Raw genomic sequence first — 8,589 nt, forward strand, 5'->3', positions numbered from 1 at the left:
TCCGACAGACTAGGCCAGCATCATTGGTCTCTTCAAATAATTTAACCCATACGAGTCTTTGTTGAATTTCTCTGTTCATAGACACCAATTATATTGAAATGATGTCTATGAATCACACAGTTAAAGCATAGAAAACTGATCTTGCAACGATACGGCTCATTAAGTATTGCTATTCAACCTTTAGAGGATGTAGATGAAATTCATCGTGGTCTAGTCTCTGATGTATTTGAGCATGATGAGATTGAAGAAGATGAAACACCATTGGAGCCATTGTTTACATTTTTTTTGGCAGAACAATCCGATTTAATTCGAGGTTTTTATGCCTCTAAGTCTACTTCTCAACATATTGAAGCTGCAAATGTTGGTTTAGTTTGGACCAAATCGCGATTGTCCTTAAATTCAATTCAAGAAATATTTAGGCTCTGTCAACCATCTCATACTGATACCAGCTTAATTTTACGCGCAAAATTAGCTTTAATATTAAGTTTACTCACAGGACGTTCGGTGAGTGAATTAACAGCGCCTCGTTTTAGTCAAAATGCAGATCAGAATAATATTGCTATTCAGTATGATCATACTTTATCTGCATATGTATTAAGTGTGTTTGCAGGGACACCGACACTCAAAAAAAACCAGAAGATTCTAAATTTCATGTGCCATGGACCAATGAATTACATTTGGTTTTACCGATTGAACTCAATGATTTAGTGAGTCAAGTCAAAAATCTTGGGATTACAAGACATCATATGGCAGTTGAACGTGACGTGAGTGAACTGATTAACCGTGTACCTAAAGAGCTAGAAATCAGCCTCAAAAGCATTCGAGATATTCTTCCACGGTTGTTATATGATCATAGCCAAGGTGATTTAGCTGTCGTTAAAGCAGTGACGAATGCATCAGGTCGAAATTATGATAACTTGATTCATTATGCCTCTTTTGAACAGAGGCAACTTGAGCAATTATGGGCTGATTGTTTAAGAACGATAAAAATTGATATTCCTCAATACATACACACTTCAAGTGAACGCGTGGGTAGCCCGATTGGAATAAAGATTGTTGAAATACAAAATGAAATTACACGAATAAAAAACAGAATAAATCAGGCTTATGAACAGAAAAATTGGCAGGTGCTCTTTGATAACTTAACGTTGTATACGGCATTATGGATGAATCTTGCAACTGCAGGACGAGGAATTAAGCAACCCTTTCCAAAGTGGATAAGTCAGCAAGGCTGGGCATTGATTCAAGATAAACATCATCAAGATGAATCAACCGATCGTTATGTACCATTGACGCCAGCGTTGATCAAACAGATTCAAGGTTTACGTGGTTTGATGGTAATGCTGGGGGAGCAAGTTGAACCACGTGTTGATTTATCATCTTATGCTGTGCAACTTTGTGATCCTCATCAGATTGAAGGTTTAGTTAGAAATTGGGCACGGAAGTTGGTTCGCTCTGATCATAATCAGTTACTTGGACGGTTCAAGGATGCTGGACTTGGGCACTGGATACGGGGGCGTTATCCATGGGATATGTTATCTGTATTTCCTGTATCAGTTTTTAAACAACAGTGGCTTGATGTACAAGAAAACCTGCAAAAACAATTAGGTTTCGAATGTCTTGAAGGTTTTGATTTTTTTAAAATCAAGCATATTCCAACATTTGTTTTAACCCAAGAGACTAAAACAGCTCAAGTAGAGACGAAGCCGAGAATACAATATTCAGAAAATGATGTAAAAGAATGGCTGAAAAACTCAGAGTATAAGTCCTATTGTCCGTTGATTTTTGGGGAAAATCCTGAGCCACAAGTAGCTTTAGAGCTTGGACATGTATTAGCTTCACATTTAGCTAAAAATACAAACATTGATTTGCCAGAAGCTATCAAGGCATATTGTGCTTATATTCGCGATAAAACGAAAATTCCTTTATTCGTTCAACTTCCTCAAAAAGCTAATCGTACATGGCTGACATCTGAAAATAGTTTTAGTACATGGGGTTATATTGAACAAAACTTACTTGATCATATTCAGAAGGATTTAGAACATTTACCTGAACATCAAAATTGTGATGTTGAAATAGGACGTTTGCTGGTTGTACTCTCCATGTATTCACAACTGTGCAGAGTGAGCCATTTACAAGCGATGTTGGAGTTTATTGCTTCTGATCAACATATAGTCGCTATGGGGAATAGTCGTCTCGTTGAGCTGACAGTGAATAATGATAGATCTGTGACGAAGATACGCCGTACAGTACTGTTAAGTCCTTATGTCTCGACTTTAATTTTAGTAGACCGACAGTATCTACAGCCCCGATTAAAAGAGATTTTAGCACAGTCAAGAAATCAAAAAAGAACGGCTTGGCAAAAGTGTTTTAATACATATTTAAAACAAATAGGGCTTAAGTCAACTCTATCGTTAGCTCAATGGTTGAAAGCTTTACAGTAAAAGGTGATGTTAAATAGCACTCCGTTGATTGCAGGTTATATATCAGGCCAAGTCCTGACTGAAGATCTTTCAATAAATGAATTATTACGCTTATCCGAATATGAAAAATTAACCACAGGTTTAGATAGCACTGAGCCAGAAAGTGAAATAGAAATAGGCGATGAGCAACTACATTTGTCTGATATTTTAGCGATGATTCAGCAACTAAAAGGTGAGTCTAGATCAAGCATTTGGCTTAAACAGCTTGCTAGTAATAAAACGAATCACTACTCAGTCAATTTATTAACATGCTTTGTGCAATGGTTGATTTTACGCTGTGATGCAGAAGAGTTAAGTCTACAGAATCGAAATATGATTCATCTACATTTGGCCATCGTCAGTGCAGGTATATTGGGGTTTTCAGAAGATTTAACAAAAGATAGCCAGATTGATGAAGATGTATTTCAAAAATGGATGGAGTTGACGCAAGAGCATTTTCCACACCGCAAGCATCTCGCTGCATGGAATCGCTTTAGAGAATTTTTAATTCAATTAAATGATGATCGTATAAAGTTACACAAGCGTACAGCGCATCAAGCAAGTGCTAAGGTTTTTTCAAAAAATGAAGTGCGGCAGATCGTTCAAATATTACAATCTGTAGAATCTGGGGTGAATGATACTGTTTTACGTCTAGAGATTCAGCGTCATTTTCGTTTATCTGCGGCGATGGGTGTACGCCGTTCAGAGACACTTCATTTACGGCCCTTAGATATTGATGAGGATATGCTCAGAATTCGTCCTTATGGTGAGCATCAGCTAAAAACACTCGGATCAGAACGTGTTGTTCCGATGAATTTATTAAGTCAGACGATTAAAAAGGGATTAGATGATGTTTATCAAAATAAAGAATATTCGATATTAATGTCTGATGAGAACAGTGAACATAAGCCTTTTTTTGATCAAATATCTCAAATATTAAAGAAAGTCACTGGAGATGTTGATCTCAGCTTACATCATTTAAGACATACGTTTGCAAGTGCATATACTTTAAAGTGTTTGCAAACAGTGGTGGATTTTAAAGTGCTCACGATAGAACTGCCATGGCTACAAAATTGGATGCCATCGAATGAACAATTTAATACGCTAGTAGGCAATGAAGGACAGGTCGGTCAAGGGATTAAGGCGATTGGTCGAGTACTTGGACCTTTACATGAATCGACAACATTAAAGCATTATATTCATATCTTATTTCTAGCTACTTATGCCTATAGCATGCAACAACAGCAACCCAATTTACATACTGCATTTTTTAAGCGAGTCATGAGTCGGAGTAATTTATTCAGGCATTTCCAAGCGATTAACCAACAGAATAGTAATCTAAAATATAAGTTGAGAGATACCATCGAAAAATATGTACTCAAAAAAAGACAAACTCAGAGGTGGGTAATCTATGCTCAAAAAAGAGGAAATTCGACGGGTAAAGTAATTAAACACGAACTATTTCAAAATATTGAAGATATTGAGCGGTATCTTATTTCTGGGCAGGGGCAGCCACAATTAGATATTGAGTCCTGGAAGAGAGCTTTAATTACGATGTCAAACATTCCTTCAGGTAAACGTGGTTCAAATATAGGAAGACATCCATTATTGACACAAGGAAAGTTAGCACGTTTGCCTGAATTACTAAGTGCTGTAGATTTTAATTCCGCACAAAAAATTTTAGAGCGATTTGATTATTTAGAACGAAACCAATCAGACACTTATAATTGGTTAATAAAAAAATGGTTGTATGAGAGTAATGTAACAAAAGTATTGATGCATTTTACGGCAGAAGATAAACCTATGCTTTCACTTCTTATAGAACATCAGTTTTTTCCGGTAGTGATGAAACATAATAAATATGATTATTTTAGAATAATGTCTCAACAAGCGTCATTAAGCGCCGTGCGATGGGTACTTGCGTGGTTGAGTGTACGATATTTAGCGATTGGAGATCATATCTGAATCTAAGTATATATGACTTATGCACGCTTTGTTACACAAAGGTTTGAAAGACAGCGCTACCTTAATTGAGCTAATTTCAAATGACAATTTGGATGTAAGTGCAGCCAAATTCTGTGAATTTGTTCGAGATAGCTACGTGTGCATGAATATCATTTACCTGACTAGAAAAATTTCTTGCTGCTCATTTATAGCTTAATAATAGAGACTTAAGTATTTTTTATGGATCAACAGAACCAAAAAACATCGCATTATCCATTGCGTTTTGTCTGCTGCTGGAAGCTATGTAACATGATTACTTAGGTGAAATAGCCTAAGCTTAATAAGTGATTAAAAGGCCTGAAAATCCGCGAATTTGATTTTTTTCTTCGCTTTCAATTTGATCCATACGTTATTTATTTATTTATATTTTTCATTTACAAATCAATAAAATATTCTAATTTGGTTTGATCAAAGAAAAAGATACCCATTTGATAATTAGGTTACAGCAAAATCTGTAATCGGGCGTGGAAACCTGAAAATTACTACAGAAGTATTAAAACCGCTTTAACAGTTTTTTGTGCCTATTATGCTTAGGGCGTGTCATCAATTAAGCCATATCATGATTGAAGCAAGGTAGATTGCTGACAGGAAGTTTTGAGCCAATTTATCATAGCGCGTAGCAATACCTCGATACTGCTTGAGCTTGGCGAAGAAGTTCTCGATCAGATGTCTTGCTTTATAAAGATGTTGGTCATAATCACGCTGATCAATCGCGTTACTTTTGGATGGCATCACGATCTGACCCTTGATCTTATGGATTGGATCAATCACCCGATCCTTAGAATTATAGGCTTTATCCATGAGCCAAGTCTGACTTAACGATAAGTCCAGCAGCACATCAGCACCATTTAAGTCATGAGTCTGCCCGGCAGTGAGATAAAATCCTGTTGGGTTGCCTAAAGCATCAGTACGGGCATGAATTTTGGTACTTAAACCACCTTTACTGCGTCCGATTGCCTGTTCTTTTTTTTCCGGCGCTGTGTTGATGAGCACGCACAATGGTTGAGTCTAGCATGGCATATTCATTATCACTTTCATGTGATAGCACTTCAAAAACTTTCTGCCATACGCCTGCTTTAGCCCAACGGCTAAAGCGAGTGTGCACAACTCTAAAATCCCCAAAGCGTTCGGGTAAGTCTCGCCATGGAATACCTGAACGATACCGATACAATACTGCTTCAACAAATAGCCTGTTATCTTTGGCAGTTACTCCAACAGTACTCGCTCGTCCAGGTAACAGATCCTTAATCTGCTCCCACTGATCATCTCTTAATGCATAGCGTTTAGTCATGAAAAAATAATGAGGACAGGTTAGATTTTCTCAAGCTAATTGATGACAGGCTCTAGGCTGATATGGACGTTTCAGACGCTTGGATCGCGGAATCCAGAGCTCATTGGCAGTCATCCAGCGACGAACTGTTTCCACAGGAATATTCAGCCCAAACATGCTGCTAAGCTTCTCATGCGCCAATGTAGGACCAAAGCCAAGAAAATATTCAGAAATAATGGAAAGACATTGTGATTTTAATAAATCATCATGGCGACGAGGACCAGGTTGACCACGACTGGCATGCATCAGACCTGAAATGCCATCTTGATTGAGCTTCTGCAATAATCGGGTTATTTGACGGGTTGAAAGATTCAGAATTTCAGCAGCACGGACTTGGGTAATACGATGATCTCGAACGTCTTGCAGAACTGCAAGACGTTGAATTTCCTTGTCAGACATAGTGATCAACATCTCTAATTTATATCCAGTCCAGATGGTAAAAACCATCATAAACTAGACATTTTTATTGGTGAGAATATAGACACTTTAAATGGTTTCTAACATTTCAATTTCGTATATCAACCATTATGTTAAATGAGGCGGATTTATTTAATCCGCTTACCATTTTTATCGATGATTATTTCACCATCTTCTTTGGTAAAAGCTCCTAATTGAGGCGCAGACAAAATATCTAAAACGAGTTCAGAGGGTCTACATAGTTTTACCCCCAATTCAGTCACAACAAATGGACGGTTAATTAAAAGTGGATACTCAAGCATAAAATTAATGAGCTGTTCATCTGTCCAGTGCTGCTGATCCAAGTTGTGAGCTTCAAAAGGTTCCACGTTTTTGCGAATAGCTTCACGTACAGAAAGACCTGATTTCTCAATTATATTAATGAGTTCACTTTTACTTGGAGGGTTGATCAGATACTCAATAACTTCAGGTTCTTCTCCGGTATTTCGAATTAGCGCCAGTGTATTTCTTGATGTTCCGCACGCTGGATTATGATAGATCTTAACTTTTGATGACATTGGACTTACTCAGGACTTCATAATATTGCATATATATATGGATATGCGTATATTTGCAATAGCATATATTAGAGTATAGATTATGGATCAAGCAGATTTCTTTAAATGCCTATCTGACCCGACACGTCTAGATATTTTAAAAATTATTTTAGAAAGACAAAATGTATGTGTTTGTGAAATCACTGAGATATTACAACTGAGCCAACCTAAAATTTCTCGTCACTTGGCTTTACTCCGTAACCTTTCAATTTTGCTAGATGAGCGCAAGGGACAATGGGTGTATTACCGATTAAATCCTGATTTACCAGAATGGGTAAATGCAGTATTCAGTGTTTTGAATGATGAAGTATTAAATAAACCTACGAACAACTTATCTATCTCTATGCAATGCGAGTAATTCAATGTCCGCATCAAAGCTTTCATTCTTAGATCGAAACCTAACTCTATGGATTTTCATTGCCATGGTATTAGGCGTAGGTATTGGGGTATTTTTCCCTCAAACATCTGTCGTATTAGATCAATTAAGCATTAATTCAGTGAATATCCCTATCGCAATAGGGCTTATTTTGATGATGTATCCACCACTTGCCAAAGTTGACTATGCAACCTTACCTAAAGTTTTTGAGGATAAGCGTACCCTTACATTATCTCTTGTTCAAAACTGGATCATTGCACCTTGCTTAATGTTTGGCTTGGCCATCATTTTTCTGCACGCTTATCCTGAATATATGACTGGCCTAATTCTCATAGGCTTAGCTCGATGTATTGCGATGGTCCTCGTCTGGAATGGTCTGGCATGTGGGGATAATCAATATGTTGCTGCCTTGGTTGCGTTTAACAGTATCTTCCAGATCTTGTTCTTTAGTACTTATGCTTGGTTGTTCTTGACCTTCTTACCGCCATTCTTTGGGGTAGAAGCACAAATCATTGATGTAAGCTTTTGGACCATTACCCATGCTGTTCTGGTTTATCTAGGTATTCCATTCTTACTTGGTTTTTTAACCCGGCTGATTTTAGTCAAACAGAAAGGTTTGGATTGGTATCAAACTAAGTTTATCCCAAAGATTAGCCCAATCAGCCTTATTGCACTTTTATTCACGATTGTAGCCATGTTCAGTCTTAAAGGTGGTGAAGTGATTAGCCTTCCTCTAGATGTGCTTAGAATCGCTATTCCTTTGACGATCTATTTTGTTGCAATGTTCTTCATCAGCTTCTTTATGAGTAAGTGGATGGGTAATGATTACCCTAAAACGACTGCTATTTCCTTTACTGCGGCAGGCAATAATTTTGAATTAGCACTGGCTGTAGCGATTGCCACTTTTGGATTAGCTTCCCCTGTCGCCTTCACTACCGTGATTGGTCCATTGGTTGAAGTGCCTGTCTTGATTGCCTTAGTCACAGTCTCGCTATGGCTCAGAAAAAAAGTTTTTAAAGAGATATAAATCTGATGAATTTACCCAATATTGATTTCAGTCTTCTGGAAAAGCCAACTTTAGAAAAAGTTCAAGCAAAAAACCTGGATCATCCACCCAAAATATTACTTCTATACGGCTCAAATCGTGAGAGATCATATAGCCGTTTAGCAGTTCAGGAAGCAGGCCGAATCCTGGAGTACTTCGGTGCAGAAGTTAAAATTTTCCATCCTAAAGGGCTACCTCTTCCTGAGGATGGTGATATGCAGCATCCCAAGGTAAAAGAACGGCACTGTTGCAAATAGAGATTTGAGTCGATGATGTTCCCTTTAAAAAGTACTTAGAGACCGAAAACCCTGTTGATTAGACACACTTCACCCTGAGGCTGACCATAATAAAATGACGAT

The 8,589-nt window shown here is 37.6% G+C and carries 3 protein-coding genes and 4 pseudogenes; 4 read left to right on the forward strand and 3 right to left on the reverse strand.

The annotated features are described in order from the left end of the window. Window positions 1-261: 261 nt before the first annotated feature. Window positions 262-4,427 (forward strand): annotated as a pseudogene (locus tag ACP7AK_RS15120) (tyrosine-type recombinase/integrase). 582 nt (window positions 4,428-5,009) lie between these two features. Here ACP7AK_RS15120 and ACP7AK_RS15125 read toward each other — a convergent pair. The 3 genes and pseudogenes from ACP7AK_RS15125 to arsC all read right to left on the reverse strand — a co-directional run bounded on the left by ACP7AK_RS15125 (window position 5,010) and on the right by arsC (window position 6,770). After that, window positions 5,010-5,757 (reverse strand): annotated as a pseudogene (locus ACP7AK_RS15125) (IS5 family transposase). A gap of 51 nt (window positions 5,758-5,808) precedes the next feature. Next, a pseudogene (locus tag ACP7AK_RS15130) lies at window positions 5,809-6,207 on the reverse strand (helix-turn-helix domain-containing protein); the annotation flags it as partial. A gap of 134 nt (window positions 6,208-6,341) precedes the next feature. Continuing rightward, complete coding sequence (gene arsC / locus ACP7AK_RS15135) at window positions 6,342-6,770, reverse strand: arsenate reductase (glutaredoxin) (RefSeq protein ID WP_310078454.1); 429 nt, start codon at window positions 6,768-6,770, stop codon at window positions 6,342-6,344. Window positions 6,771-6,852: 82 nt separating this feature from the next. On the opposite strand from arsC, the gene ACP7AK_RS15140 reads away from it, so the two are divergent. The 3 genes and pseudogenes from ACP7AK_RS15140 to ACP7AK_RS15150 all read left to right on the forward strand — a co-directional run. After that, complete coding sequence (locus ACP7AK_RS15140) at window positions 6,853-7,167, forward strand: ArsR/SmtB family transcription factor (protein ID WP_310078455.1); 315 nt, start codon at window positions 6,853-6,855, stop codon at window positions 7,165-7,167. Window positions 7,168-7,171: 4 nt separating this feature from the next. Continuing rightward, the gene (arsB, locus tag ACP7AK_RS15145) at window positions 7,172-8,212 is read left to right on the forward strand and encodes an ACR3 family arsenite efflux transporter (protein WP_310078456.1); all 1,041 of its coding nucleotides are present in this window, start codon (window positions 7,172-7,174) and stop codon (window positions 8,210-8,212) included. 5 nt (window positions 8,213-8,217) lie between these two features. Then, window positions 8,218-8,475 (forward strand): annotated as a pseudogene (locus ACP7AK_RS15150) (NADPH-dependent FMN reductase); the annotation flags it as partial. Window positions 8,476-8,589: the final 114 nt, after the last annotated feature.

It is taken from the genome of Acinetobacter sp. TWP2-2-3, from assembly GCF_049896445.1.
Classification (GTDB): Bacteria; Pseudomonadota; Gammaproteobacteria; order Pseudomonadales; family Moraxellaceae; genus Acinetobacter.

Bases quoted from the DNA above. Each gene is read 5' to 3' on its own strand.
- arsC (WP_310078454.1), bottom strand. From the start codon at position 6,770: ATGTCATCAAAAGTTAAGATCTATCATAATCCAGCGTGCGGAACATCA.
- ACP7AK_RS15140 (WP_310078455.1), top strand. From the start codon at position 6,853: ATGGATCAAGCAGATTTCTTTAAATGCCTATCTGACCCGACACGTCTA.
- arsB (WP_310078456.1), top strand. From the start codon at position 7,172: ATGTCCGCATCAAAGCTTTCATTCTTAGATCGAAACCTAACTCTATGG.